The 24,024-nt window shown below is 54.4% G+C and carries 21 protein-coding genes; 20 read left to right on the top strand and 1 reads right to left on the bottom strand.

Going from position 1 to position 24,024, the window contains the following annotated elements; genetic code table 11:
- Positions 1 to 106 precede the first annotated feature (106 nt).
- From AAFJ72_RS16825 to AAFJ72_RS16790, 8 genes are all read left to right on the top strand, one after another.
- Positions 107 to 715, top strand: coding sequence for a PH domain-containing protein (locus AAFJ72_RS16825; RefSeq protein WP_432774853.1), 609 nt, complete (start codon positions 107 to 109; stop codon positions 713 to 715).
- A gap of 196 nt (positions 716 to 911) precedes the next feature.
- Positions 912 to 1,235 carry an antibiotic biosynthesis monooxygenase family protein gene (locus AAFJ72_RS16820; protein ID WP_122906622.1) on the top strand — a complete coding sequence of 108 codons (324 nt, stop codon included), beginning with the start codon at positions 912 to 914 and terminating at the stop codon, positions 1,233 to 1,235.
- Between the two features lie 164 nt (positions 1,236 to 1,399).
- A complete protein-coding gene (locus AAFJ72_RS16815; RefSeq protein ID WP_432774851.1) occupies positions 1,400 to 2,428 on the top strand; it encodes a FecCD family ABC transporter permease in 1,029 nt (342 codons plus the stop codon).
- Between the two features lie 2 nt (positions 2,429 to 2,430).
- Positions 2,431 to 3,462, top strand: coding sequence for a FecCD family ABC transporter permease (locus tag AAFJ72_RS16810; protein ID WP_432774850.1), 1,032 nt, complete (start codon positions 2,431 to 2,433; stop codon positions 3,460 to 3,462).
- Positions 3,463 to 3,802: 340 nt separating this feature from the next.
- Entirely contained in the window at positions 3,803 to 4,843 is a 1,041-nt protein-coding gene (locus AAFJ72_RS16805) for an NUDIX domain-containing protein (protein WP_432774848.1), read from the top strand.
- A gap of 32 nt (positions 4,844 to 4,875) precedes the next feature.
- A complete protein-coding gene (locus AAFJ72_RS16800) occupies positions 4,876 to 5,946 on the top strand; it encodes an NAD(P)H-dependent flavin oxidoreductase (RefSeq protein ID WP_432774846.1) in 1,071 nt (356 codons plus the stop codon).
- A 46-nt stretch (positions 5,947 to 5,992) separates the two neighbouring features.
- A complete protein-coding gene (nagA, locus tag AAFJ72_RS16795) occupies positions 5,993 to 7,174 on the top strand; it encodes an N-acetylglucosamine-6-phosphate deacetylase (RefSeq protein WP_432774845.1) in 1,182 nt (393 codons plus the stop codon).
- A gap of 225 nt (positions 7,175 to 7,399) precedes the next feature.
- Positions 7,400 to 8,323: a serine/threonine protein kinase gene (locus tag AAFJ72_RS16790; RefSeq protein WP_432774844.1), complete on the top strand. Its 924-nt coding sequence runs from the start codon at positions 7,400 to 7,402 to the stop codon at positions 8,321 to 8,323.
- A gap of 10 nt (positions 8,324 to 8,333) precedes the next feature.
- On the opposite strand, the gene AAFJ72_RS16785 is transcribed toward AAFJ72_RS16790, so the two are convergent.
- Positions 8,334 to 10,331: a VWA domain-containing protein gene (locus AAFJ72_RS16785; RefSeq protein ID WP_432774842.1), complete on the bottom strand. Its 1,998-nt coding sequence runs from the start codon at positions 10,329 to 10,331 to the stop codon at positions 8,334 to 8,336.
- Between the two features lie 308 nt (positions 10,332 to 10,639).
- Here AAFJ72_RS16785 and AAFJ72_RS16780 point away from each other — a divergent pair, with 308 nt between their 5' ends.
- The 12 genes from AAFJ72_RS16780 to AAFJ72_RS16725 all read left to right on the top strand — a co-directional run bounded on the left by AAFJ72_RS16780 (position 10,640) and on the right by AAFJ72_RS16725 (position 23,986).
- Positions 10,640 to 10,885 carry a hypothetical protein gene (locus AAFJ72_RS16780; protein WP_432774840.1) on the top strand — a complete coding sequence of 82 codons (246 nt, stop codon included), beginning with the start codon at positions 10,640 to 10,642 and terminating at the stop codon, positions 10,883 to 10,885.
- 72 nt (positions 10,886 to 10,957) lie between these two features.
- A complete protein-coding gene (locus AAFJ72_RS16775; protein ID WP_432774839.1) occupies positions 10,958 to 13,126 on the top strand; it encodes a transcriptional regulator in 2,169 nt (722 codons plus the stop codon).
- A 147-nt stretch (positions 13,127 to 13,273) separates the two neighbouring features.
- A complete protein-coding gene (locus tag AAFJ72_RS16770; RefSeq protein WP_432774838.1) occupies positions 13,274 to 13,699 on the top strand; it encodes a membrane-associated protease 1 in 426 nt (141 codons plus the stop codon).
- Positions 13,700 to 13,784: 85 nt separating this feature from the next.
- On the top strand, positions 13,785 to 14,249 hold the full coding sequence (locus tag AAFJ72_RS16765) for a DnaJ domain-containing protein (protein WP_122906633.1): 465 nt from the start codon (positions 13,785 to 13,787) through the stop codon (positions 14,247 to 14,249).
- A 223-nt stretch (positions 14,250 to 14,472) separates the two neighbouring features.
- Positions 14,473 to 15,030: an FHA domain-containing protein gene (locus AAFJ72_RS16760; protein WP_432774837.1), complete on the top strand. Its 558-nt coding sequence runs from the start codon at positions 14,473 to 14,475 to the stop codon at positions 15,028 to 15,030.
- Positions 15,031 to 15,070: 40 nt separating this feature from the next.
- Complete coding sequence (locus AAFJ72_RS16755) at positions 15,071 to 15,601, top strand: FHA domain-containing protein (RefSeq protein WP_122906635.1); 531 nt, start codon at positions 15,071 to 15,073, stop codon at positions 15,599 to 15,601.
- 5 nt (positions 15,602 to 15,606) lie between these two features.
- Positions 15,607 to 16,446 carry a PP2C family protein-serine/threonine phosphatase gene (locus AAFJ72_RS16750; RefSeq protein ID WP_432774836.1) on the top strand — a complete coding sequence of 280 codons (840 nt, stop codon included), beginning with the start codon at positions 15,607 to 15,609 and terminating at the stop codon, positions 16,444 to 16,446.
- A gap of 52 nt (positions 16,447 to 16,498) precedes the next feature.
- Entirely contained in the window at positions 16,499 to 18,499 is a 2,001-nt protein-coding gene (locus tag AAFJ72_RS16745) for a serine/threonine protein phosphatase (protein ID WP_432774835.1), read from the top strand.
- The gene (locus AAFJ72_RS16740; RefSeq protein WP_432777210.1) at positions 18,499 to 19,776 is read left to right on the top strand and encodes a normocyte-binding protein; all 1,278 of its coding nucleotides are present in this window, start codon (positions 18,499 to 18,501) and stop codon (positions 19,774 to 19,776) included. The genes AAFJ72_RS16745 and AAFJ72_RS16740 overlap by 1 nt, the downstream gene beginning before the upstream one ends.
- The gene (locus AAFJ72_RS16735) at positions 19,767 to 20,462 is read left to right on the top strand and encodes an iron-dependent peroxidase (RefSeq protein WP_432774833.1); all 696 of its coding nucleotides are present in this window, start codon (positions 19,767 to 19,769) and stop codon (positions 20,460 to 20,462) included. The genes AAFJ72_RS16740 and AAFJ72_RS16735 overlap by 10 nt, the downstream gene beginning before the upstream one ends.
- 54 nt (positions 20,463 to 20,516) lie before the next feature.
- Complete coding sequence (locus AAFJ72_RS16730; protein ID WP_432774832.1) at positions 20,517 to 23,171, top strand: molecular chaperone; 2,655 nt, start codon at positions 20,517 to 20,519, stop codon at positions 23,169 to 23,171.
- Between the two features lie 38 nt (positions 23,172 to 23,209).
- Positions 23,210 to 23,986, top strand: coding sequence for a DNA and RNA helicase (locus AAFJ72_RS16725; protein WP_432774831.1), 777 nt, complete (start codon positions 23,210 to 23,212; stop codon positions 23,984 to 23,986).
- The last annotated feature ends 38 nt before the right edge of the window (positions 23,987 to 24,024 follow it).

The following is a 24,024-nucleotide window of genomic DNA, read 5'->3' as shown; positions in this document are numbered from 1 at the left end:
CCATTCTATATAATGAATGGGATTATGTGAAAACGGCAGAAAATGGAGAAATTTCGCTCTGTCTGAACCGTACATTGAAGGGGACAACCATAAGGGAGGTTTTGCGATGTTTGGAAAACTCGCAGCAGATGCGCTCGGCTTGAGCAATGTAGGGATCGTGGTAAAGCCCGCCGATTACGACAAGGTCGATGCAGACGACTATGTCATGCATGAAGACAACGAAAAAATCTACTTTCTGATAAAATCGAAATCCGATGAATACTGCTTCACCAACCTCGCGCTGATTCATCTGGACGGAACGAGCGCGACCAGCAAAAAGCGCGTGCTGCGCCGTTTTTCTTACGATAAGCACAAAATCTCCAACGTCGCCTTGGAGACGGCTGGAACGATCGACCTCGATGTGGAAATCAAATTTACCATCGGCGAGCAGTATTACTCCATCGACGTGAACAAAAAACATCTGGAAGAACTGAAAGACCTGTACAAAGCGTTGCTGAAAATCGCCTCGATCACGCACGAAAACGAAATCGCGCTCCAACACGCGCGGGAAAGCCTGACGGTGGCGCAAAGCGTACTCGGCAGAGGCCAGCAGGCAGACGCAGCCGCCCAGTTCAAGTCGATCAACCAGTACGCATTCGACTGGCTCATGGACGCCAGGGAAAAGTATGTCGTCAAAGACTTCGGCAAAGTATTTGAAAAATATATTTACAACTAGCACCACGCAACTTTTCCGCTCGAAAAGCAAAGAAAGCCACGATCTGAAACAAATGGTCATGGCTTTCTTTTTTGGGATGTGGATCAGTCGCCCCGTCTTTTGCTACGCATAGACGCAACGCGGCTGGCTTTTTCCGCACGACTCGCAATGGTATAGTAGACTTGGAGCATACAAAAAAAGAAGCGGGGGAGCGCTCATGAGTTTGTTTGCACAGACGCCAAAGCCGCCGTACTACGCGGTCATTTTTTCCTCCCAGCGGACAGAGGGCGATCAGGGCTATGGCGAAATGGCACAGCGGATGGTGGAGCTGGCTGCCGGGCAGCCCGGTTTTTTGGGGGCAGAAAGCGCGCGGGATGCATCCGGCTTCGGCATCACCGTTTCGTACTGGTCGTCGCTGGAAGCGATCCGCGACTGGAAGGAGCATGAGGAGCATCGCGTGGCACAGGAAAAAGGCAGGCAGATGTGGTACGGTCACTACATTACCCGCATCTGCAAGGTAGAGCGCGACTACACGCTGTAGGAGCCAATGAAAAAGAGCAGGCCCCGTTCATCGCTGAACCGCACCGCAGATGAACGGGGCCTGCATGCTTGCTTGGCAAATCCCGTTTAGCCCCGTATAATATGCATTGAAAATCATTCTCATGGTTCAGTTCATGTACATAAGAAATGGAGAAGGGGGCTAGCATGGGGCAACAATCGAAAGCAGAACAGTTTCGTTCTCGTCCGTGGGCAGCAACGCTGATCCTGACGGGCGGGGTCTTTGCATTGATATTCGGCATGTTTCTGTCTGTTTCATTCGGGGCAGCAGACATCGCGTTTTCTGTCGTTTGGGATGCCATTTTTCATTTTAATCCAGATATTACCCAGCATCAGATTATTCAGGAGATACGTCTTCCCCGCTTGCTGGGGGGCGCGATGGTCGGAGCCAGCTTCGCTGTTGCAGGCGCGATTATGCAAGGGATGACGCGCAATCCGCTCGCAGACTCCGGCTTGCTTGGACTGAATGCCGGAGCGGGCTTCGCGATTGCGCTTTGCTTTGCGTTTTTACCGGGATTGCCGTTCATGTACCTGATTTTGTACGGCTTTTTGGGCGCTGGTCTTGGGGCAGGATTGGTTTACGGAATCGGCTCGATGGCCAAAGGAGGACTGACCCCTGTGCGGCTCGTGCTTGCCGGGGCAGCGCTCAGCGCACTTTTGTCCGCCCTCAGTGAAGGGATTGCGCTCTACTTCAAAATCGGTCAAGACCTCGCTTTCTGGTACGCAGGCGGGGTAGCCGGAACGAAATGGTTCCAGTTGAAAGTGATGTTCCCCTGGATTGCGGCGGCCATCCTGGGGGCGATTGTGATGGCGCGTTCGATCACGATGCTCAGTCTCGGCGAGGAAGTCGCCAAAGGGCTGGGGCAGCGAACTGCCCTCGTCAAGCTGGCGGCTACCGTCATCGTCTTGATTTTGGCAGGCTCGGCTGTTGCGGTTGTCGGCGCGGTTGGCTTTGTCGGCCTGATTGTTCCGCACCTGACCCGCTACCTCGTCGGGGTCGACTATCGCTGGATTATTCCATGCTCGGCCGTGTTGGGCAGCTTGCTTGTCGTTTTTGCCGACCTGGCCGCGAGAATGGTGAATCCGCCGTATGAAACACCGCTGGGAGCCCTGATTGCGCTGATTGGCGTTCCGTTCTTCCTTTACCTCGCGCGGAAAGAAAGAAGGGAGATGTAAACATGCAACCAGCTATGGCTCATTTTGCTGCCCGCAAGCGCAAGAGAGGCATTCTCGTCATGACGATTTTGTCCGTGCTGATCCTGATCGCCTTTATCATCAGCATGAATACGGGATACATCCGTCTGTCACCGCTGGAACTGCTCAAAACCTTGTTCGGGGCAGGGACAGAGAAGCAAAACCTGATTTTGTTTGATTTCCGCTTGCCGCGCATCGTGATCTCGATTTTGATCGGCGCAGGTCTCGCAGTTTCCGGCTGTATTATTCAAGGGATTACCCGCAACGCGCTCGCGGACCCGGGGATTTTGGGAATCAACGCCGGAGCGGGCTTGATGGTGATGCTGTTCATTTCCTTCTATCCGTCGCTGGCTGACGCGCCTGTATTTTTGCTGCCGGTATTGGCTTTGGTCGGGGCGAGCCTGACGGCGGCCCTGATTTTCGTTCTTTCCTATCAACGACACAAAGGCTTGTTGCCGATTCGCATCTTGCTGACCGGGATTGCGGTCGCTGCGGGAATGAGCGCGGCGATGATCGTGCTGACGCTCAAGCTGAGCCCGGACAAATACCAGGTCGTCGCGACATGGCTTGCCGGAAGCATCTGGGGAACCAACTGGAAGTTTGTGTTGTCGCTTTTGCCGTGGATCGTCGTCCTCCTGCCTTTTGTCTTTTACAAGGCGCGCGTGATGAACGTCCTCCATCTGGGAGAGGAACTGTCGATCGGGCTTGGCGCTCCGGTGGCGAGAGAGCAGCTCAAGCTGTTAGCTGCATCGGTCGGACTCGCCGCATCGTGCGTGGCGGTAAGCGGCGGGATTGGCTTCGTCGGTCTGATTGGCCCGCATCTCGCCCGCAGGCTGGTCGGGCCGAAGCACGAGACGCTGCTGCCTGCCTCGGCGTTGACAGGCGCACTTCTGGTCATCGTCGCCGACACGCTCGGGCGCTGGATGTTGCAGCCGTCCGAGATTCCGACAGGCATTGTGGTCGCTGTCATCGGGGCACCGTACTTCTTGTACCTGCTTGCCCGTTCGAGGGCGTAGAAAAAAGCGGGAGCCTGGACAGCGCAATGGTGCAGACCTGGGTGCGGCAGCTTCGCCCCCAGCGCGAGAACAAGTGAAAACCGATCAGGCTGGAAAAGTGGCGAGCGTATCTTTCGAACCAATGGATTTGGAAGGTACGCTCGCTTTTTTGTTGGGCGACTGATCGGCTCCCCTTGGAGGAAAAAGCGCTCCGGCCTGTTGCGCTGGAGAGTTCCCTGCAAAAGAATGCACTTGTCTTTCCTTTCGCGGTCGGTAATGCGGAAATTTGGTTGTATAATGGGGGTAGCAGAAAAGGTTTTTAGACAATCGTTTTGGGACGGGACAGGAAGGAGTGGCGAGCGTGATTGACCGACTGGACCATCTGGTGTTGACTGTCCGTGATCTGGAGGCAACCTGCCAGTTTTACGAGCGTGTGCTGGGCATGCAGGTCGTGACGTTTGACCATGGCAGGAGAGCCTTGCACTTTGGGCAGCAAAAAATCAATCTTCATCTGGCTGGGCACGAGTTTGAGCCGAAAGCGCGGCACCCGCAGCCAGGCTCTGCCGACTTGTGCCTGATTGCAGCAGTGCCGCTGGAACAGGTCATGGAAAAATTGACCGCGTGCGGCGTGGCAATCGAGGTGGGGCCGGTATACCGGACTGGAGCTGCGGGACCGATCCGTTCTGTCTACGTGCGCGATCCAGATCATAACCTCATTGAAGTGGCGGAGTATGTACAAGCTGCCGAGCCGTTGGCAAAGGAAGCGGCCGTAACGGAAATTTCCCGCGTGCTGCAGCAGCGCCCGCCAGGAATTATGGGCGCGCAGCAAGTGGGGGAGTTTGGCATTTTGCTCCCGTTGGTGAAAATGGACGACGGCAAGCTTGGCGTGTTGTTTGAAAAGCGGGCCAGCACCATGCGCAGGCAGGCCAACGAAATTTGTTTTCCCGGCGGACGGGCGGAGGAAAGCGATGAGTCAAAATGGGCGACGGCGCGCCGGGAGACGAGCGAGGAGCTGGGGGTGCCGCCCGAAAACATTCATTTCGTCGGAGAGCTGGACTGGCTGACCGGGCCGGGACGTGCCGTCATTTATCCGTTTGTGGGCTTCGTGGAGGGAATCACTGACATGAAGCCGAATCCCGACGAGGTCGGCGAGGTGTTCGTCATCTCGCTTGAGCGGCTCGCTGCGGCAAAACCTTCCACCTATACGTCTTCCCTTGTCACCGAGCCGGAGGAGGACTTTCCTTACCACTTGATCCCCGGCGGCAAACGGTATCCGTGGCGCACAGGCAAGGTTGAGCATCTGTTTTACGAGCTGGACGGACGAGTCATCTGGGGGTTGACCGCGCGTGTGCTGGCGCATTTTCTCGAACGGCTTTCAGATGAGGACTGGTCTTGCAAGTAAAGAAAGCAACAGACAGAGGGAGTGGATGAAGCATGTGGAAACGAAATCCGGTTACGTCACGTCTGCGCATCCAATGGCCGATTATTCAGGCGCCGATGGCGGGTGGAGCCACTACTCCGGCGCTGGTTGCAGCCGTATCGGAAGCCGGGGGACTGGGCACGCTGGGAGCGGGCTACATGAGTCCAGAGCAAATTCGTGAAGCGATCCACGAGATTCGGGAACGGACGGACAAGCCTTTTGGCGTCAATCTGTTCATCCCGGAAGCATTCGACGAAAAGCAGCCGATCGCTGCCAATGTGGCTGCGGCGCTAAATGAGGTGCGCCGCGAGCTGGACATCCCGGAAAATCCGCCGATAGCAAGCTTTGCCGAGTCTTTTGCCGAGCAGCTGGCCGTCGTACTGGAAGAAGCGCCTGCGGTGTTCAGCTTTACGTTTGGCCTGCTCGATCCGCACTCGCTCCAGGCGCTGAAGCAAAAAGGCGTGACGGTCATCGGGACGGCGACGACTGTGCGCGAGGCGGTCGCTCTCGAAGCTTGCGGAGTGGACATGATTGTGGCCCAGGGCAGTGAAGCGGGCGGGCATCGCGGGTCGTTTTTGCCGGACGCCCCCAGCAATCTGATCGGGACGATGGCGCTGGTGCCGCAGATCGTGGATCGGGTGAGCATTCCCGTCATTGCCGCAGGCGGAATCATGGATGGCCGAGGCATCGCCGCCGCTTTCGCATTGGGAGCGCAGGCTGCACAGCTGGGAACGGCGTTTTTGACCTGTGCGGAAAGCGGGGCGCACCCTTTGCACAAGCAAGCCATTCGGGAGACGAGCGACGAGAACATCGTGTTGACGCGTGCCTTTTCCGGAAAATGGGCCAGAGGCATCCAGAACGCTTTCATGCAAAAAATGGCGGCACTGGAGCACGAGCTGCCGACCTATCCGGTGCAAAACGCGCTGACCAAAGACATTCGCGCTGCTTCCGGCAAAAAGCAGCAAAGCGCGTACATGTCGATGTGGGCCGGGCAGGCTGCACCGCTTGGAAGAGAGCTGGGAGCGGGCGAGCTTGTCTTGCAACTGGTGGAGGAAGCACAGCGGGTATGCCGCAGCCTGGTGTAGGCCAGTCTTTTGACAGATTATGGCAGGTTCATGACGGAGGAAAAACATGAAACAGGAGTACGCACTCAAAGGGAAAATCATCGCCAACAGGCAAGTCATCGAAGACGGGCTTGTCGTCGTGGCGGATGGAACCATTGTGTATGCCGGAGAAGCGGCGGGCTACGCCAAGCCGTGGCCGGCAACGGTGGTGTCAGCAGGGACAGGCTGGATTTGCCCCGGCTTTGTGGATATGCACATGCACGGCATTGACGGACACGATACGATGGACGGCACGCCTGAATCTTTGCAGGCGATTTCCACGGCGCTTGCGCGGTACGGTGTGACCTCGTTTTTGGCGACGACGATGACAGCGCCTTACGAGGAACTGGAGCCAGTGCTCAAAAACATTGCACAGGCGAGTAGGCAGGGGCTTCCCGGAGCACAGATCATCGGCATTCATCTGGAAGGGCCGTGGATCAATCCGCGCTACAAAGGGGCGCAAAAGGAAGAAAACATCGCCCTGCCCAAGCTGGAAGCGGTGCAGCGGCTGTACGGACTGTCCCAAGGACTGATGAAGGTCGTCACCATCGCGCCGGAGCAGCCGGAGGCGCTCGCAGCGATTGCCTGGCTGAAAGACCAGGGCGTGATCGTCTCGGCCGGACATACCGGAGCGACGTTTGCCCAGGCGGCAGAAGCGGTCGATGCTGGCGTGCGTCATTTTACCCACTGCTTTAACGCCATGACCGGACTGCATCACCGGGAGCCGGGCGTCGTCGGGGCCGCGATGTATCATGAGCAGCTGAGTACGGAGCTGATTGCAGACGGCATTCACGTGCATCCGGCAGTGATGCGCATTTTGTACCGGGTGAAAACGGCTGAGCGGCTCGCGCTGGTCAGCGACTCCATGCGTGCCGCAGCATTGGGAGAAGGCACCTACGATCTCGGCGGGCAGGAGGTGCGCGTCCGCGAAAATCAGGCCAAGCTGGCCGACGGAACCCTTGCCGGAAGCATCCTGACGTTGAACTGGGCCGTGGGGAACATGGTGACGCTAAGCGCTGTGCCATTGCCAGAAGCAGTAGAGATGGCCTCCCACACACCTGCCTCGATTCTCGGCTATGGCGAGCGAAAAGGACGTCTTGCGGCTGGCTACGATGCGGACATTACGGTGCTGGACGAAAATTTTGAGGTGATGCTGACGTTCGTTTCCGGGAAGAACGTATACGCCCGCCCTGACGAAGCGAAGGCGTGATGAGTGAGTGAAGAGAAAAAGCAGCCTGGGTCGTGCGGGCTGCTTTTTTGATTGGCCGAGCGTCTGTGGCTTCATTCGCTGCAAGATGCGACTCGTGACGCATCCCTGCTGTCCGAAGCGCGCTCCAGGCGAGGCGAATCCCCACATATTGCCATCTTGCCCGCGAATTTGGTATCGTTGCTGAAGAGTGAAAAAGAGGCCAGGGGGGAGTGGACACAAAGGCTGATGGATAAAGAAAGATGCCTGAAAAAAGGCACGATTTTGCAGGGTGTCTACCGGATCAAAAAAGCGATTGCGACGAGCGAGCTGTCCAACGTGTACGTCGTCTACCAGATGCGGGCGAAAAAGACGCGGATTCTCAAGGAATTTTTTCCGCGCTCACTGGCGATGCGCGACCTGGATCATCGCAGTGTCATCTGCCGCACGCCGTCGGCAAAAGGCAGGTTTGCCACGCTTTTGGAGAGCTTTTGGCAGGAAGCGACGATTTTGCAGGAGCTTCATCATGAGCATATCGCTTCCTATGTCGACCATTTTGCCGAAAATGGGACAGCCTATCTGGTCATCGAGCTATGCAAGGGCAAGACGCTCGATCAATACATGCAAAAGCAGCAAGAGCTGGAAGTCGGGAGCTTTTTGCGCACGATTGTGCTTCCGCTGATCTCCGGCCTGGACTACCTGCACAAGCAGGGAATCATCCACCGCGATATTAAGCCGCAAAACATCATCGTCACGGACGAAGGAAAACCGATGCTGATCGACTTCGGTTCGGCAGTTCGCATTGACGCGCACGAGCCACGGCAGATCGTGACGACGGAAGGGTACTCTCCGCTCGAATTTTATTCCGGCAAGTCCCGGCAAGGCGTCTTTTCGGACGTGTACAGCCTGTCGGCCACGCTTTATTTCTGCCTGACAGGACAGCGGCCTGCTGATGTGGCTGCGCGGGTGATCGAGGATCGGCTGCCTTCTGTTCGCGAGCTGAATGCCGCTGTGCCGCGGCTTTTGTCGAATGTCATCTCCTGGGGGATGGCCGTCGAGGCGAAAAAAAGATGCCCCTCACTGCGGGTGCTGGAAGCAGCCGTCCGTGCGGAGCATCTGTTGCAAAAGGGCAAGCTGCGTTTGCCGCTACCCTTTCTTGCGGGGAAAAACTGATATTTTTCGTTTACGCGGATTCCCAGCTCCCAGCCTGTCCGGAGCTGGGTTTCATTTCTTTAAAGCGAAGTTCAATCTCGGTCACGCGGTCCTCAAACGTCACGTATATTTTGTCGTTGTAGTGGAGCACCACTTTTTGATGGCGCGGCAAAATGTCCTTGCCTTTTTGCAGAGTACACTGGCTGTGGTTCGTCATGATGAGCGTCTGATTTTTCCCTGGCTGGAAGTAAATTTTTTGCGATTCCGGCAAATGCTCATTGACGTCCAGACTCGTGAACAGCTCGTGCAGCGTGATCCGCTGTTTTTGGCCAAACGCGGCGAGCGGCCAAAACTTCACGGGAATGTCGTTGCCGCTTGCGGTGTTCAGAAAATACCCTTCCAGTCGTCCGACAAAATGCGGTTTAGGACGCGTGAACCAGTAAACGCCAGCACCGATTGCCGCCAGTGCGAGTACGATCAGTCCAATCGTGATGTAGCGATCCCAGACGGAATGCACGGTGATGACAAGCGAGCCTGTTACGCTTGCCCCCTCGGGATCGGTGGCTGTGATCGTGATTTCGGAAGTCCCGCTTTTTTTCGGCGACAGCTTCAAGCCACCGCCTTGGATGCTCGCTTCAAATGTGTCGGCAGAAGCGCCAGAAACGAGGGCAAACGTCAGCTTGTCCTGGTTGGCATCGGTAAAATAGGCGGACAAGTCAATCGTCTGCTCGCCGTCTTCCTTTTCCACGGTCAGCTCGTTGTTTGTCACGGCGACTGGCGCCAGGTTGGCAATATCAAACGTCTGGACTGCGGTCTCCCGGTAAAAATCCGGACCGCTCATGAAAACTTTCCACTGGTACTTGCCTGAATGCGGGAAGACATAGTCGCCGACAAAGCTGTTGTCCACCTTTTTTAGCGGAACGGTCATTGTTTCGTTTCCGGCGAGATCTGTTACGATCAGCTCTGCCTGCATCGCCGAGTAAACATCGGCATCTGCCAGCCGCTGATTGTTCTCAAGCTGGGTCAGATAGGTCGTGAACGTCGTCGGATTTCCTTTGGTCACAGACTCAGGCGCAACCTGGACATCCGCTTTCAGGCTGTAGTTGCCAAGCAAATTGACCTTCACCAGATCCCCTGGACGCCCTCTGAATTTGACCAGGTAGCTGCCTTTTTTCGGCTGCTCGATTTTCATCAGCGAATATTTCTTCGATTTGATAAAGTGCACGTTTTTCGATTGATAGTACACCTGCGATTCCAGAAGCGGGTAGTTGGACAAAAGCACGATGTTTGCTTCCTGCATGCTGGAGTTCGGAATGTTGACCGTGACCTCCTGCAAGCTGCCGGTAGCGGTCATGGCCGCTACGGACACGAGCTGCGACTGGATGTGCTTGGCAAAAATCTGATTGAAAATCTCCGGCAAATCATCCGTGCTTTGGGTGACGAAGGAGGTTCCCCCCGTTGTCTCCGCAATTTTTTTCAATTGCTCCTTCTGTACCGAGCCGTCGCTGTTCAGCCCGATGGTGTAGATCGGATAGCCCGCAGCCTTCGCTTTGGCGATGACGGATTCCACATCCTTGTTGGACGCCGCCACGCTTCGCCCGTTCGCATTTTGCCGCAAATCCGTCCCCCCGTCCGAGAGCAGGATCAGAAACGGCTTTCGAGACGAATCCTTCGCACGGGCGATCATTTCTTCCCCTTTTCGCAAACCAAGCCCCAAATCGGAATACCCCGAGTAACGCAATCCCTGAATCTTGCTTTTCAACAGTTCGCGCTCTCTGCTCTCCGCCATGCTGGTGAGCGGCTGTGTCTGCACGATGCGGTCACTGTAGGCAACGAAGCCGATTCGCGTCCGGGAAGCCTCGCTCATGTCGATAAACATGCTGATGACCTCGGCGGCTGTTTTTCCCGGGTCTGTCTGGTTCATCGAATTGCTCGTGTCGATGACAAAGACCGCGTCGATGCCCGTCTCACCGGTTCCGGTTGCCGAGACGGGAACAGGCGAGAGAAAGAGGAGGAGAGGAATCAGCATGGCCCATATCCCCAGCCTGAAAAACTTTCGGAGAGGTGTGGTGTGTGTCATTTGTTTGTACATGTTTTCACCCTTCTTGTTCAAAAGTTCACAAAATGTCCATATTTAGCTGAAACAGGACCATTTTCCTATAAATGCTAGTTTGCCTAAAGTGTGAGAATTGTTTTGCCGAGATATATATAGCACAACCATATCCATTTTTGTAAAAAGCAAGGATAAGTTTGTCTCTCCTTGTCGATCATTCGGAGCGGATCTGTACCAATCGTTGTACGGCTCGGCTTCGCGACGTAGGGACAAAGTAAGGCGCGGTGCTGATTTTATCGGGAAAAGCAGGTATGAAGGCTCTCTGGAACCAGCATAAAGCGACCAACCAGAAAAAGGAATACAAGTGGGATAAAATGGGTCTAAATACTGGGAATGGTCTTTTTCCAAATAGGAAAAATGTCGTAATGGGCGATAGATTGACAAAATATGGCGAGCGAGTTTATTTTAGAGGCAAGATTTTTGGTTTTATTGGAATTTATGTCATGAAGTGTAATTTGGTTGGCAAGTAGCACTCATACACTAGAAGAGGCTAGAAGACCTTGGGACCAAGCATTTACGTCAGACAGAAGGAAGGGGCACTTATGGACATTATTAACCAGACCAACAGAACCATGTTGTTCGAAGAGATCAACCCGGAAAAGCTCGATCTGATTACGATCGTGGGTGACGTCAAAGGCATCGACAGCCTGAGCGACGACAAGATCAAGGAGATCAACGAGCATTTGCTGGTGAGAAGCTTCGACGAGTTTTTGGACAAGTTTTCGCCTACGGTCTACTCGTTCTACAACGCCGTCAACCAAAAGGTAGTGTACACCTTGAAAAAGCCGGACGGCATTGCGGATGACGCGATCTCCGAAATCAAGATCGACCAGAACAACGACTTTCTGAAAATGCTGTTCACGCTGATCGATACGAAGCGTAGCCAGGGAATTACGAACGTCGACTTCAAATTCGAGAATCTCCTCGACATGATTTCTCCGAAAAAAGTGATGGACGACATTCGCCAGGTGCGCAAGGAGATTCACTACCTGTACAACCAATACGAAAAGCTGGACGACGGCGATCCGAAAAAACTGGATCTCGGCGACAAGCTGAACATCTTGTTCGAGGATGCCAGCAAAAACTACAACAACGTCATGGCAATGCTTCCGCTCGCCATTGAAGATATTAAAACCCGCCTGCTGCTCGGCGGCGCGCAGGAAGAGAACCAGTCCGAAGCGATTCAGATCGGGATGCTGACGATTGGGGAAAACGGTGAACTGAAAATCATCGAAGCGCCGAAGAGCGACAGCCGCGAGCTGATGGTGATCGACGAAAATAACGGAAGCGGCCTGATGGGAGTGTTCGAGGAGGATTACGAGTCCATTACGGAAACGCCATCCTCCTATGTAAAAGACCTCGTGGTGCGCACCTTCTGCCCGCTGCCATCCGTTCAAAACGAGATCGACATCGAGACAGAAGTGCAAAACTACAACACGTACCTGGAGTTCTACAAGAACGCGAAGGACGACTTCGTGAAAACAGTGAAGCCGCTGGTCGAGAAGATTCTCGGCGTGAAAATGTTCTTCGATCAGTACGTGACCAAGAACAAAGGCATGCAGCCATCGCTGCTCATCACCAACAACAAGCTGGACATGCTGGTGAAAAGCAGCAACATCCCGCGCCTGGAAACGTACCTGAACACCGTCAACTCGAAAAACGACTTCACCGATACAATCTGGTTCGGAATCGTGCCGTCAATCGACATGGATGCCGGAGCGAAAGCCAAGGTGACGCGCGAGCGCTTCCGCGGCAACGAAAAGCTCGTCAAGCAGGACGGCAACACGATGGAGTCGCTGACGATGCTTTTGCAGGTGGTCAAAGACTTCAAGGTGCAGATTTTCTTCAGCTTCAGCACAGGCGAAGAAACGACCTTCAACAGCATGGCGACCGCCGGCATCGACAAGTACATGGACAAGTGCAGTGTTCTGACCCGCAAAGAGTTCAGCGAGTTTGCGATTCCGTGCATTCCGAACTTTACGATTATTCCAAAGGACAAGTCCGGAGTGGTCATCGACAGCCGGATGCTGCAAACCGAAGACGGCGTGAAGCTGTCGCAGGAAAAAGAAGACATCCTGAAGCTGTGGATCGAGGGCGTGTACGTCGGGGCCAGCTACGTCGCTGCCGGAATCGTGGCTGCGTATCAGTGTCCTGAATATTTGCGCGAGACATTCAAAGTGGCGAGCCGCGAATATCCGGGCGTGCGCTTTGACATCGAAGCAGGCGAAAACGGTCTGCGCGCCATCACGACAATGGCCAAGGAAATTTCCGGCTTTACCAACAACATCAAGGATTCGATCAACCGCAAAAACTTCGGGTTTGTCTTTTCTTCGGAAAACGCGCAAATCCAGGGCAAAGACATCAAGCGAATCACGGTGTACAAGGCGCGTAGCATGGCGATGTCCGAGGACGGCTTCGATCCGATCTACAAAACGCTGGTCAGCACCTACATCGAGCGGATTCTCCGCTTCCAGACCGGCGATTTCAAGCACGACAACATCGTCAAGTTTTTCAGCAACAACCCGAGCAGCCAAAAGAGCAAATGGCTCAGCACGCGCGGCTTTGTCAACTCCATCATTCAGGATGGCGACGACATGAGCTACATCATCGACGACAAGAGCAACCTGTGCCATATCGACCTGATCTTCAACGGAAACGTGAAGAATCTGGAGGTTACGATCACCAAAGGCACAACGCCTGTCAAAGCGTAGGCTTTCGGGATCGCTTTTATGAAATTTTTCCGCACACTACTCAGGTGTTTAGAGGTGTGCTTCCCCAAGAAGCGCACCCTTGCACATAAATCTCGAAGCCCATTTGGCCTATCGAGAGCACATATATTTACCAAGGAGGTATTTTTCATGGGTTTTCGACTCAAAGTAGAAGGTTCTGAAACGATCGAGCTGGGGATGGACAACATCACAACTGTCACATACGACACCGATACTCCGGATGATTCCAACGCTCGTTCCACTGACGTAGGAGCAACGCTGCGTGTGACAGGCAAAATCATCACCGCCACAGACGGCGACAGCGCTGACGATACCATGAAGCTGGCACTGTGGTCGCTCGTTCCAGCTGAAAAAGCTGACTGCTACCGCAAAGTAACGCTGGAAGTAATCGCTGCCGATCAAGTGATCCGCAAAATCTACTTCCCGAACGCTTTCGTCGTGGACTACACCGAGCGCTTCGGCGATACAGAAGGGGTAGGAACCTTCACCCTGTTCATCAAGCAAAAGAAAGACAAGACCGAGTTCGCCAAAATCGAAGGCGGCTACTCTGTCTAGTTTTGTCCCCAAACATCAGCCGTACCTTGAAAGCCGTGTTCAAGGTACGGTTTTCCCAAAATAAAGCCAGACAAGAGGTGCGAGGATGAAAAATTATTACGAAATTTTGGGGGTTGCGAAAACAGCCTCTCTGAACGACATCAAGAAAGCGTACCGACAGCTGGCGAAAAAGCACCATCCCGATGTCAACGCGGGAAGCAAGGAATCCGAACAGCTTTTCAAGGACATTACCGAAGCGTATCAGATACTGCAAGACGAGGCGTCACGGAAAGCCTACGACGAACGCTACGAAGCCTATGTGCAAGGCAAGGGCCAAGCCCGTCCAAAAAGCGGCGCCGGCAAGGCTGGTGCCAACACGCAGACGCGAACAGCCCGTGAGCGGGCGAATCCGGGCATGAACATGGAAAATCTGGAAAGTACGTTCGAACGATTTTTTGGTTTTAACCCCAAGACGGGGGAAGTCAATAAAAAAGCCATGAATGGCGGCAAAAAAAATCCGTTGGATACGACGGATCTCTTTGAGCAGTTTTTCCGCATGAAGAAAAAATGAGATGCTTTCACACAGAGTCGAACAAAAACAGGCGGCATACCGAAAAGGAAAAAATCGGGCGATCATCCTGACGGCACAAGAAGAAACGAGGCCGTGACAGATCGGATGGCAGCTCCTTGATGGACATAGAAGCAGCAACCAGCTCCTTTCTTTGGATGGATGTCAGCAAAAAACCATTCTCCCAAAGCTTGGGGCACTTTTTGCGTAAAGGGGGGTATTGGATATGGCAAAAAACGGAAAGTCCTACCAAAAATCATTCAGAGTGAAGCTGATCGAGCTGTTGATTGCATGTTTGTCGATAGGTGCACTTATCTATGTTTTTGGCTATACCGACAGCAACGCTCTGAAGATTTTTACCGGAATCGCCTTTGGTCTTTTCCTGTTCGGCGTTTTCATTGTCAAGGTCGGAGCGCCGGACGAGACGGAGGAGAAAAAGGACACAGGCATTACCAAGCTCGTGTTGCTGGATGAGGACGGCGAGAGTGTGAAGGAGTGGTTTATCCAGGGCGCGACTTCGCTGTTGATCGGCAAAAGCACGAGCCAGAACGAAGTGGACATCGACCTGTCGGACGCGGAGTACGCCGCTCTCATCAGCAAGCAGCATGCGGTGCTCAACTACGCGTCGGGAAACTGGTTTATCGAGGACATTCACTCCCGCAACGGAACCGGAATCAAGCAGGCGAACAGCCGCGACAAAAACAGGCTGGAAATCGAGCAGCCTTACAAGGTGAAAGCGGGCGACATCATTTACATAGCAAATACACGCTTGCTGCTGAAGTAGAGCGAGTAGCTGGAGAGAGTAGAAACGGGGGACGATCATAATGAGTTTGACAAGATGCGCGAATGGACACATGTTTAGCAGCAGAAAACACGGCAACACATGCCCCTATTGCAGCCTGGTGGTGGAACCGGCGGCAAAGTCTGAGGGCAGGCAAGCCCGGGGCGTCGAGGAAGACGACAAGACGATGCCTTATTTGGGCGACACGGAAGAGATCGAGCCTGTCACGGGATGGCTGGTTTGTATCGAGGGCCCGCAGCAAGGCCAGGATTACCGCATCATGGCGGAAAAAAACTTCATCGGCCGCGCCGAGGATATGCACATCCGCATCATCGGAGACAACAAAATCTCACGCCGAAACCATGCCGTCATCGTCTACGATCCGAAAAAACGCAATTTTTACCTGCTTCCCGGCGACGCATCGGGTTTGGCCTATCACAACAACGAGGCAGTCTACACGCCTGTCGAGCTGACCGCCTATGACGTCATTCAGCTCGGCAACAGCAAGTTTATTTTCATCCCGCTGTGCGGTGTCCACTTCGAATGGGACGACGCAGGCAAAGACAAGGAATGATGAGCATGTTTCTACAGGAGGTCATTCCTTATTTCGTTGTGGTTGCCGTGATCGTCGCCATTATTTTGTTGTTTCGACTCCGCGCTGCCATCATCCGGCAGGAAAAGAATCCGGTCATGCAAATCGGCAATGGGCAGACCATCGGCAGAAGAGAAGAGCAGGACGACTATTTTGCCACGGCGACGACTTCGCACGGAACGATTGCCGTACTCGCAGACGGGATCAGCGGACTTGCCAACGGCAGACTGGCTTCGACGCTTGCGGTCAACACGTTCATCCGCGAGTTTTCCAAGCTCGATCATCCGCGCCACCTCTCGCTTTACTTTTCCAGGGCGGCCTCGCTTGCGAACGCGGAAATTTTGCAGGCGCTAAAAGGAAGCCGGGGCGGAACCACGCTGGTTGCCGCTGTCATTCACGATGGCATGCTGCACTGGGGAGCGGTCGGCGACAGCATTTTGACGGTTTTTCGCAGGGGTGAATTCATCCCGATCAACCAGAAAGACATCTATGAATCGGTCTTGGAGGAGCGCTTCCTCGCCGGAGAGATCAGCAAGGACGAGGCGATCAGCCATCCGAAGAAAAAGCAGCTGATTAATTACCTTGGCTACGAAGGCTTTCAAAACATCGAGATTGCCCGCGAGCCGTTCCCGCTGGAGAAGGGAGACAAGGTGCTTTTGCTCAGCGATGGCGTCTACGATACGTTGACAGAGTTAGAGCTGGAGAGAATCCTGTTCCAGAAAATCTCCGCTAACGATGCTGCCGAGCAAATCATCGAGGCGGTGGAGAGCAAGCAAAAAGCCAACCAGGACAACGCGACGGTTGTCATCCTGGAAAAAGGCTGGTAAAGGCAAAAAGGCGATCGGCATCCGGACGACAAGGAGGAGCGGGTAGTTAAGGATGAGAAGGGACAACAGTGATTTTGTAACCGGATTTTTGTCCGAATCAGGCACGCATGTGCGCAACAAGGATTACTTTGCCTATACCGAGCTGGACGATATTGCCTGCTGGGTAATCGCCCGCGGCCTGGACAACGATCAGGAGGTGGAGAGCGCCGAGCTGGCAGCGAAAGCCGTGCTGGGACACTTTATGCAAAAGCCGTCGCTTTCCCGTTATCGCATCAGCCGCTATTTGCGCGAGGCGCATCGCGTGCTGAAGGAGGAAAGCTATCGGGTGCGGCTGAAGGCCAGCCTGACGCTGATCGTCACCGACTATGCCCGCGTGGTTTACGGCGTGGCGGGCAATACGCGGCTGTACTTGTTTCGCAACGGACGGCTGCATCTGCGCAGCAAGGACCAGAGTTTGTCCCAGCAGATGGCAGATCGGGAGGAAATCGCGGAGGACGTGCTCGATCATCACGAGGAACGCCACAATCTGTTGAGCTATTTGGGCACGCCGGGCGAGTTTCGACCGTACATATCGAAAAAGCTGCCGCTCTACGACGGCGATGTCCTCCTGCTGACGACCCCCGGCTTGTGGGAGAGAGTCGATTCGGCCGAGATGCAGGATGCGCTGGAAGAGGCAAAAGATCCCACGGCGCTGCTCGATACGCTGGAGGACGTGCTACTTGGCAAGCAGCAGCGGGTGGTGAACAACTATACCGCCGCTGCCATTTTTGCAAACAAAATATTCAAAATCGACCCGCAGAAAAAATGGCGCATCATCAAGCGAGTGGCGCTCATCGTCCTGCTGCTCGCCTTGACTGGCGGCGGCGCACTTTTGTTCAAGATGAAGGAGGCCGAGAGAATCGCGGAAGCGGCGACAGGCATGTTCGAGCATGAACAGAACGGGGATGCGTATATCGAAGAAAGCGACTACCCCAAGGCGCTGAAAGAGTACAGCGAAGCGAGAAACATGGCGAACATCGTCAAGGACAAGGTGCACGCGGCGCTCTTGAACAAAAAGCAGCGCATTACCCAGCTCATCGTCGACGGAGATACGGCGATGAAGGACGAGCAGTATACAAAGGCGCTGGAAAAGTACGACAAGGCGCTGAAGGAAATGAAGGGCCGCGATGATTTCAACGAGCCGGAGATCGCAGCTAAAAAGGAAAAGGTAGAGTCGTACCTGCTCGTCCTGCAATGGAAAAAGGAAGGCGACATGCTGCTTGAGGCACAGGATTACGAGGGTGCGGAGGCGTTTTACCAAAAAGCGAGAAAGCTGGCACTGGAATCGGGCTTTCTCACAGGAGAAAAAGAGATTCGGGCCAAGCTCGATGAGGTCGGGTCCAAAAAGACGGGCATTACCAAGGAGCAAAAAATGCTTTCCGCCGACAAGCTGGAGAAAAAAGGCGACGACAGCTATGCTGCGGGTGACTTTGCCGGTGCAATCGAATCGTTCACGATGGCACAGGAGATCTATCAGGAAATCGGCGTGTTGGAAAAGGTACTGGCGATGGAGCGCAAGGTGACGAAAGCAGAGGAAAAACTGAACCCGCCTGCCGCAGCAGCACCAGCCGCCGCACCGCCAGTGGGCCAGACTGTTCCGCAGGCTGTCCAGCCACAAGCGGCCAACCCGGTAAATGCCACGAGTCCAGCTCCGGCAGCGCCCCCGGCTTCTGCTGCTCCGACATCCGGAACGAATGCAGGGAATGGAGCCAACCCGGCTTCAGCAGTGCCCCAGGCCCCTGTTGCTCCGACATCCGCGCCAAATTCGGGGGCTGGAGCCAGCTCAACTCCAGCAGCGAATCCGGCTCCTGTTGTGTTGCCGCCAACGGGCAATCAAGGAAATGGTAGTGCCAGCTCTGTTTCGTCACCTACGGCTCCTGCCGCCGAGTCCCCCTTGACTAATAAGGGGAAAGCCACCAATCCGGCTCCCTCCGCCCAGCCGGACGGGACCGGGAGCAAGCCAGCTGAACCAACAGCCAATCCGGCGCAAAAGGAGGCTGTCACCACCCCATGATGAAAGAAATCGTACTCGACCGTTTGAACAAAATGGAGGACCTGGAACAGCGCAGGATATTAAAGCAGATGATGAACAGCGTCTTTTTGCACCTCGTGGAATATCAGGAGGAAATGCAAAAAAAGCTGGAGCAGCGCGTCTTTTCCGAATTCGAGGACAAGGAAGACAAGCTCGATATATACGTAACGCTCTGCCATCGCGACGATTTCGATCCCATCCACGACTTTTTGTACCCGATGATTCCCGGCGACGAACAAAGAAAGCTGTGTGATCGCAAGGCTTTGCATGAACAGCTCACCCGTCAGGAACAGGCGGTGCTCATGACCATATTTATGGAGTGCGGCTACAGCCGGATTCAAGAGCTGATAAACAGCAACCGCACATTCAAGGGCCGATTGACGACGACAGAAAAGTCATACCCGGTTGAGGTGCGTTTGCAGCAAAACACGCTGTACATCGACGAGCTGGAAAAGCTGTACAACATGTTCTTGAAAAACGGCATGCCGTGGAAAACCGTGAATCATCCGTATGCGAACAAGTTCTTCGATGTCGTCCTCGTCTCCTGCGAGGGGGAGTTGGGCGAAGACGAGGAGATCGCGGAGGTGACGGTGCACCTGGAAGAATGGGAGCCGTACAAAAAGCTGGATGTCATCCCGCTCTGGAACATCGAGCGGCTGGCCTTGAAAAACATCGGCTTTCCCGTGCCAGCAATCGACCGGGTGAACTTCGAGCATGTGTTGTCGCTGCGCAAGACAGGAAGCCAGCACGGCTATCTCGTAGACGGGGATGAAGCGCTGATCCGCTATATCAAGCGCTCGGCAGAAGAACTGACCATTGTCTCCCCCCAGGAAAAATCGGGCATCTGGAACGTCTGCAAAATCACCCAGCCTGTCGCGACCCCGACATCGCGTCTGCAATACGCGCTGGTGTCCAACCGTCGCAAAAGCAGCTTCGTGGGCAGCTTCGCCCGCAAGCAAGGAATGCCGGTGCGGGCCAAAGGCGAGATCATCCGCATCGTCCATTCCTTTGAAGCGGCGGAGCAACTGGAGCTTGTGCACGTAGAGATTCGCGAAAAAGGCGGGCGCACTTCCGCTACGTACGAAATGAACCCGTTCATCAGCGACAATGTCCGCGTGGAGCACGACAAAAAAATCATGCAGCTCGGCTTTCGCCGACGCGGGGCAGACAGCTTTATTTTGGAAGACATGATGAGCTTTCTCGTCTCCGAGATTCAGATGTACTTCCCGGAATACAAGTGCGAAGGAGAATGGGCGTGAACTACATCTGGGATCTGGTCATCAAGGCCAGGCGAGCCGGAATTGCCAAAGAAGAGCTGAAGTTCAAAGCCGCAAAGGTATACTCGCCGTACATGGAGCTGAGTCTGGAGGCAATCAACGCGAAAACGGTGGACAAGACGGTAGAGGTAAACCCGTTCTACCGTTTTGAGGACATTTTCCGCGAGCTGTTTGACGTCAACTACACGGGCGAGTCCGAACTGCGTCAGGTCTTGTTTGACATCGTGACACACCTGTTGGCCGAGATCGACCTGACACAAGGGATGAACAAGCGAGAATACTACATTCGCTTTGTTTTGCGCGATCTGGAGGCGGGACTGTTCGGCAGTCAGGCAGCGGAAAACATCCGGCTGTTCACCCGTGACGAACAGGAGATTATTGCCGGAAATCTGCTGCGGCTTTATGAGACAGGAGAAGCGGTTTACCTGCTCCGCGATACGATGCGAAAAATTTTTCCTCACTCTACCATCTACGCCAACTGCGAGGAAAAAGACGAGCTGCTGATCTACGTCGGACAGACGGAGACAGACGCAGCACGCGCCAGGCTGGCGCTGATTCTGGATATTTTTCTGCCTGTCCGCTTCCAGACGGAAATATATTGGCGAAACCACTTCGGCATCCTCGATGTCGAGGAAACGATGCAGATCGAAAGTATCGCCCTGTACTAACAGACCGCATGAAAGTTTGAGAGAAAGCCGTGTGAGTGTGGGAGGATCGGAGTCATGAGAAAATTATCGTACAAGCTTCATCTCCAAAAAGGCAACATCAACGTCCAGCAGAGCGAAACGACCTATACGCGGGATGAGCTGATGGAGATGACGACCTTTCAGTTGCGCAACATTTGCCACAAGGAAAAGCTGGTTGGCTCGGTGGTAAACAATCTCGACCGGGAAGGACTGCTGCAAACGATCCTGCGATTCCGCGGCGCCGAAGAAAGCATGTTTATCGAGTCGGATGTGGAGGGCGGCTTTGAGCGGATCGAAGCGGCTTTGCATACGTACTTGAACACGCCGCTGCCTGGGGCGGACTCCATCAAAATTCCGGCCAAGATGACGTTGTATGTCGGGCTGGCTGTCAACAGACAGGACGATTATCGGGTGGAGTCGGCCCAAGGTCTGGCCGAATCCAATGTCCTTCTGGTCAATGACTACATGGAGCTGTGCGGAATTTTGCAGCTGCGAAAAGACGACGACAAGCCAGGGCACTACTGGCTGCTGTCGCACAAGGACGTTCCGTTGCGGAAAACGGTGAACCAGAGCTACAGTCTGCTTTTTTTCCGCAAGCAGGACTCGGACTACCTGTACAAAGCGTACAGCGAAGACAAGCCGCTGCCGCCGACCAATCTGCACTATTACAAAGTGCCTGTCGCCGATCTGGAAATCCGGGAGCTGGAAGAGACGGACGCGGTGCTGGCGATTGATTTTGGCACATCCTCGACAACGGCTGGCGCTTTTTTGGACCACGAATACGTCAGCGCCCCTCCTGGCAACGATTTGCTGAATGGCCGGATCAAGCTAAATGCGATCAATTACGTTTCGTTCCCGGACACGACGCAAAAGAAGGAGGAATGGATCGAGGTACTGCCGACAGTCGTCAGTGTGGCGGATTGTTCCTCGCCGCATGACGTCCGCTTCCACGTCGGCTATGAAGCGTTGCGCCACATGAAAAAGAACGGATACAGCTCGCATGCGACGGTGTTCATGGGCATCAAACGCTGGGTGAACAGCTACCACAAGCTGGAAGAGGTCATGGACGGCCAGGGCAATACCGCGATGGTCAAGCGCAGCGACATTTTGCGCCACTACCTGCTCTACGTCATCCAGAGGGCAGAGCATCAATTCAAATGCCGTTTTCGCCACCTGCACATCACCAGTCCGGTCAAGCTGAAAACACAGTTTATCGAGATGTTTACCGAAATTTTGCCGGAGTACCGCATCGAAACAGAAGACGCGCTCGATGAAGGAATGGCTGTGCTGTTCAACACGATTGCCGACCAAATCGACAAAGACAGCTTCCTCGACGGCGAGACGTACCAGGCGCTTGTCATTGACTGCGGCGGCGGAACGACAGACTTGTCATCGTGCAGCTTCCGCATCGAAGACGGCCACATTTCGTATCGCATCGACATCAGCACGACCTACGAAAACGGCGATACGAACTTTGGCGGCAACAACATCACCTACCGGATCATGCAGTTCATGAAAATCGTCTTTGCGGACTACTACAGCAAAGGCCGGCACACAACCGACATCGACCAGCTCATCGACATTCCCGGCTCGGAAATTTTCCGGCATGTAGATGAGTTTGGCGTCGACTCCGTCTATGAACGGTTTGAAGAGCGGTACCGCGAGGCCGAGGCGATTTTGCCCACCTGCTACAAAGCCTACGAAAACAAGAGCCGCGACGACTACCAGCGCGTCCGCAACAACTTTTACTTTTTGTGGGACCTCGCGGAGCAGATGAAAAAGGAATTTTTCCGCCAGACAGGCATTTTGCGCAATCGCTTCACTACCGAAGGCGAGCAGCGTCAGGAGCAGGATTTGAAGCTGACCGCAGTGGAACGGTGGGTGCTGTCCATTCGCGAGGACGGCCGCTTCCGCGATGTGTACGACTTTCCTGACGTCGTGTTCACCAGCAAAGAGATCAATCACTTGATTAAAGCGGACATTTACGAGATTTTGCGCGTTTTCCTGGACGACTTTTACCAGGAGGGAAGGCTGGCGGACTTCTCGATCATCAAGCTGACGGGGCAGTCGTGCCGGATTGACGTGTTCCGCGAAGCGTTGAAGGAGTTCGTGCCAGGCCGCAGCATCGAGTTTCGCCAACGGTCAGAGGAGACAGGCAAAGTGCCGGACTTGAAGCTGTCCTGCCTGCGCGGAGCGTTACGCTACCAGAGCGCGAAAAAGGCTGGTTTCATCGAAGCGCACATTACCAATCACGCGCCTGTCGTTCCGTATTCCGTGACCGCTTTTACCCACAACAAGCAGGAGCGCGTGCTGATCCGCAGCCAGGAAAAGCTGAGCCACGTGCACGGAGCCATCTCGCGCCCGTTCGGAGTCAGCGAGGTGGAGTTTTTCCTCAAGGAAAGCGACGGACTTTTGCGCAAGCGCTATTTGTACACAGACGACCGGACCTATTACAAGCCCGTGCTCTACGAAGACATCCGCGCCAAGTACGGCCGACATATTCCGCAGGAGGAAACCGACTCGATCCAAAACGGCGAGGTCAAGTTTTTCGTCTTTTCCAGCGGCAACGAATGGGGCTTCCATGTACTTCCGGTCGCGCGGCAAAACGAGCAGTTGTTTTTGGGCAAAAAAGTGTTCTGTCCATTTGAAAGCGACCTGTCCGAGCTAGATTTCTTTGACGGGATGAAATAACGAGAGAGCCATATTGAACGAAAAAGGGGGGAACAGCGGTGTTTTCCCATCTCCATCCCCAGTTTCACAAGGGGCGAATTCTCAAGCGAGAGATGCTTGAAAATTTGCGGGATTACCCCAGACATTTTGTCGACTTGCATTTTCAGATGTACAGCGACGGCATCATTTCCGGCATGGACGTCACGGTAGACGACCGGCATCTCATCGTCGGCAAGGGGATCGTCAAGCATCGTGGCCGCGTGTATTTGTTCGAGCGCGAAGAACGCCTGCCCTACACGGCGACAGGCGACGAGACGGTGCTGAAAATCCGTTTTGCCGAGCAGGCGACGTTGACCGACTTTTTTTCCTACGAGACGTCCTATGTGCTCGATTCGGAGACAACCATCAGCGAAAATGAGCGCGAGCTGGGCCGCTTCAAGCTCAAGGAAGGAGCCAGACTGCGCGCGGACTACCCGTATTTTCTCGATCTGCTCACGGAATTCAACACGTGGATTTTTGCAAACGTGGAGCATGCCGGCTACGAGCAGCCGACGCTTGCCCCGGCGATCCTGCGCTACTTTTCCTACGAACTGCTGAAAACCGGGACGACAAACGCTTACGATCTCGCCTTCGCCATGCAAGGGATCAACGCGGACAGAGTCGAGCGCAACCTGATTCTTCATTATATAAGCAGCCGTTTGGGGAGCAATTACCGTCCGGGCACCAATCTGCAGATCGTCAAATATTTGGGGCGCATCTTGGAGGAAGCGAAGAACGGGAACAAGCCCAGACAGGAGTGGAGGGCGTCCGGGCGGCAGCGGGTGATTGTGGATTAAGCAGGTCAGGACAGATTGAACGTATAGCCAGACAGGAG

Source organism: Brevibacillus gelatini, from assembly GCF_050920745.1.
In the GTDB taxonomy this organism is placed as follows: domain Bacteria; phylum Bacillota; class Bacilli; order Brevibacillales; family Brevibacillaceae; genus Brevibacillus; species Brevibacillus gelatini.
The sequence above is the reverse complement of the archived record's forward strand: the minus strand, read 5'-3'. Positions and strand labels throughout refer to the sequence as shown.

Coding starts and splice junctions, on each gene's coding strand:
- AAFJ72_RS16825 (WP_432774853.1), top strand. CDS start 107: ATGTTTGGAAAACTCGCAGCAGATGCGCTCGGCTTGAGCAATGTAGGG.
- AAFJ72_RS16820 (WP_122906622.1), top strand. CDS start 912: ATGAGTTTGTTTGCACAGACGCCAAAGCCGCCGTACTACGCGGTCATT.
- AAFJ72_RS16815 (WP_432774851.1), top strand. CDS start 1,400: ATGGGGCAACAATCGAAAGCAGAACAGTTTCGTTCTCGTCCGTGGGCA.
- AAFJ72_RS16810 (WP_432774850.1), top strand. CDS start 2,431: ATGCAACCAGCTATGGCTCATTTTGCTGCCCGCAAGCGCAAGAGAGGC.
- AAFJ72_RS16800 (WP_432774846.1), top strand. CDS start 4,876: ATGTGGAAACGAAATCCGGTTACGTCACGTCTGCGCATCCAATGGCCG.
- nagA (WP_432774845.1), top strand. CDS start 5,993: ATGAAACAGGAGTACGCACTCAAAGGGAAAATCATCGCCAACAGGCAA.
- AAFJ72_RS16790 (WP_432774844.1), top strand. CDS start 7,400: ATGGATAAAGAAAGATGCCTGAAAAAAGGCACGATTTTGCAGGGTGTC.
- AAFJ72_RS16785 (WP_432774842.1), bottom strand. CDS start 10,331: ATGCTGATTCCTCTCCTCCTCTTTCTCTCGCCTGTTCCCGTCTCGGCA.
- AAFJ72_RS16775 (WP_432774839.1), top strand. CDS start 10,958: ATGGACATTATTAACCAGACCAACAGAACCATGTTGTTCGAAGAGATC.
- AAFJ72_RS16770 (WP_432774838.1), top strand. CDS start 13,274: ATGGGTTTTCGACTCAAAGTAGAAGGTTCTGAAACGATCGAGCTGGGG.
- AAFJ72_RS16765 (WP_122906633.1), top strand. CDS start 13,785: ATGAAAAATTATTACGAAATTTTGGGGGTTGCGAAAACAGCCTCTCTG.
- AAFJ72_RS16760 (WP_432774837.1), top strand. CDS start 14,473: ATGGCAAAAAACGGAAAGTCCTACCAAAAATCATTCAGAGTGAAGCTG.
- AAFJ72_RS16755 (WP_122906635.1), top strand. CDS start 15,071: ATGAGTTTGACAAGATGCGCGAATGGACACATGTTTAGCAGCAGAAAA.
- AAFJ72_RS16750 (WP_432774836.1), top strand. CDS start 15,607: ATGTTTCTACAGGAGGTCATTCCTTATTTCGTTGTGGTTGCCGTGATC.
- AAFJ72_RS16745 (WP_432774835.1), top strand. CDS start 16,499: ATGAGAAGGGACAACAGTGATTTTGTAACCGGATTTTTGTCCGAATCA.
- AAFJ72_RS16740 (WP_432777210.1), top strand. CDS start 18,499: ATGAAAGAAATCGTACTCGACCGTTTGAACAAAATGGAGGACCTGGAA.
- AAFJ72_RS16735 (WP_432774833.1), top strand. CDS start 19,767: ATGGGCGTGAACTACATCTGGGATCTGGTCATCAAGGCCAGGCGAGCC.
- AAFJ72_RS16730 (WP_432774832.1), top strand. CDS start 20,517: ATGAGAAAATTATCGTACAAGCTTCATCTCCAAAAAGGCAACATCAAC.